Raw genomic sequence first — 2,634 nt, 5'->3', positions numbered from 1 at the left:
GTCGGCGGCGACCGGGTGTACCTGCAGGGCCACGGCTACGCGCCCACGTTCACCGTGACGTTCCCGGACGGGCAGACCCGCACCTCGACCGTGCAATGGCGGCCCGACAACCCGCAGACCCTGTTGTCGTCGGGAGTGGTGCGCATCGACCCGCCCGCCGGCAGCTATCCCAACGCCATGGACCGCCGCCAGCACGAGATCGCGATCCAGGGCCTGCTGGCGCCGACCGAGCAGCTCGACGGCGCCCTGTTGTCGTCGCGCTTTCCGGCCCTGAACGCCCCCGCGGTGGCCGTCGATATCTACCGCGGCGACACCGGGCTGGACACCGGGCGGCCGCAATCGCTGTTCACGCTCGACCCGCGGCTAATCCAGCAGGGCCGGCTGACCAGAGAAAAGCGCGTCAACCTGCGGGCCGGCCAGGAGGTCCGGATCGAGGCGGGCCCGGCGGCCGGCACCGTCGTGCGCTTCGACGGCGCCGTGCCGTTCGTCAACCTGCAGGTCTCGCACGACCCGGGCCAGATCTGGGTGCTGGTTTTCGCGATCACGATGATGGCCGGCCTGCTGGTGTCGCTGCTGGTGCGCCGCCGCCGGGTGTGGGTCCGGCTCACGCCCGGGGCCGGTACGGTGAACGTCGAATTGGGCGGGCTGGCCCGCACCGACAATTCCGGGTGGGGCGACGAGTTCGAGCGGTTGACCGAACGGGTGCTGGACGGTCTGGGCCGGCCCGACGGCGCTCAGGCGCGCCAGCCCCACGCGTCCAGAAGGAGTTCTGAGGTGGACGTCAAATGAACACGGTGCACGTCAACATCGGGCTGGCGCGCTACTCCGACTGGGCGTTCACGTCGGCGGTGGTGGCGCTCGTCATCGCGTTGCTGCTGCTGGCCTTCGAGCTGGCCTACGCCGGCGGCCGCCGCGTCGACCGGCGCGAGCGGGTGTTGGCCGGCGCGGTGGCCTCCGACAGCGCCATCCCCGGCATCGTCGACGACGTTCCCGGACGGCCGTTGGACGAGCGCGTCGGGCGGGCCGGGCTGGCCATGGTTTACCTCGGCATCGGGCTGCTGTTCGCCTGCATCGTGCTGCGCGGCCTGGCCACGGTGCGGGTGCCGTGGGGCAACATGTACGAGTTCATCAACCTGACCTGCATGTGCGGCTTGCTCGCCGGGGCTTTCGTGTTGCGCCGCCCGCAATACCGCCCGCTGTGGGTCTTCCTGCTGGTGCCGGTGCTGATTCTGCTCACGGTGTCCGGGCGCTGGCTCTACACCAACGCCGCACCGGTGATGCCCGCGCTGCAGTCCTACTGGCTGCCCATCCACGTGTCGGTGGTCAGCCTGGGCTCCGGGGTGTTCATGGTCGCCGGGATCGCCAGCATCCTGTTCCTGTTGCGCACCTCGCGGCTCAGCGATCCCGCGACCGAGGGCGCCCTGGCCCGGATGGTGCGGCGCTTCCCCGACGCGCAGACCCTGGACCGCGTCGCCTACCGGACCACGATCTTCGGCTTCCCGGTCTTCGGCTTCGGCGTCATCTTCGGCGCGATCTGGGCGGAGGAGGCGTGGGGCCGGTACTGGGGCTGGGACCCCAAGGAGACCGTGTCCTTCGTCGCATGGGTGATCTACGCCGCCTACCTGCACGCCAGGTCGACGGCGGGATGGCGGGACAGGAAGGCGGCCTGGATCAACGTCGCGGGGTTCGTGGCCATGGTCTTCAATCTGTTCTTCGTTAACCTGGTGACCGTGGGCCTGCATTCGTATGCGGGCGTGGGGTGACCGCCAGCGACCGACCCAAGTAACGCAACAAGGGGGAGTGCACGTGTCCGACCATCCGACGACGGGGGCGCCCGGGGAACCGACCACGCAATTGCCTCCGCAGGGGCCGTCGGCCTCACCCGTTACCGCCGACGAACCGCCGGCCGACGGCGGCGAAGCGCCGACCCGCGCCTTCGCCGGATTCCGCACCGAACGGCGGCCCGAGCGGCGGGAGCCGGCGGCGCCGCCGACCACGCCCCGGCCCGCGGGGATGCCGCCCTGGGACTCCACCCCGGTGACCGGGATACCGCGCGTCGACCCGACCGCGTACGGCGCCTACTACACCGGCCCGGTCGACGCGCCGCCGCCGCAAGCCCCGCCGCGGCCCGAGCCGCTGCCGCACACGCCGTACCCCGAGCTGTCCACCGGCATGTTGCTGCGGCCGGTCAAGCCGCCGCCGTCGGAGGGCTGGCGCCGGCTGCTCTACGAGCTGTCCGGTCACCTGATCAACCTGGGCGAGAGCCCGCGGGCCGCCCGCTACAACAACCTGGTGGCGCAGGTGAACCGCCCGTTGCGCGGCTGCTACCGGATCGCGCTGATCTCGCTGAAGGGCGGTGTCGGCAAGACGACCATCGCCGCGACGGTGGGCGCCACCTTCGCCTCCATCCGCGGTGACCGGGTGGTCGCGGTGGACGCCAACCCCGACCGCGGCACGCTGAGCCAGAAGATTCCGCTGGAGACGGCGGCGACGGTGCGGCAGCTGCTGCACGACGCGGGGAGCATCGAGCGCTACAGCGACGTCCGCCGCTACACGTCGAAGGGCCCGAGCGGCCTGGAGGTGCTGGCCTCGGAAACCGACCCGGCCGTCTCGGAGGCGTTCAGCGCCGAGGAC

At 71.5% G+C, this 2,634-nt stretch carries 3 protein-coding genes; all 3 read left to right on the top strand.

The window, feature by feature from the left end:
* The coding region (locus A5681_RS02795) for a cytochrome c biogenesis protein ResB (protein WP_197498489.1) at positions 1–789 on the top strand (789 nt) is incomplete at its 5' end.
* Positions 786–1,763 (top strand): c-type cytochrome biogenesis protein CcsB, encoded by a 978-nt coding sequence (gene ccsB, locus A5681_RS02790; protein WP_067269169.1) that lies wholly within the window; start codon positions 786–788, stop codon positions 1,761–1,763. The genes A5681_RS02795 and ccsB, both read left to right, overlap by 4 nt.
* Before the next feature lie 37 nt (positions 1,764–1,800).
* Positions 1,801–2,634, top strand: an 834-nt coding sequence (locus A5681_RS02785) for a MinD/ParA family ATP-binding protein (RefSeq protein WP_156737817.1), incomplete at its 3' end; no start/stop codon positions are given.

This window comes from Mycobacterium scrofulaceum (assembly GCF_001667885.1).
Taxonomy (GTDB): Bacteria; Actinomycetota; Actinomycetes; order Mycobacteriales; family Mycobacteriaceae; genus Mycobacterium; species Mycobacterium scrofulaceum_C.
This window is presented reverse-complemented; position numbering and strand designations above follow the sequence as displayed.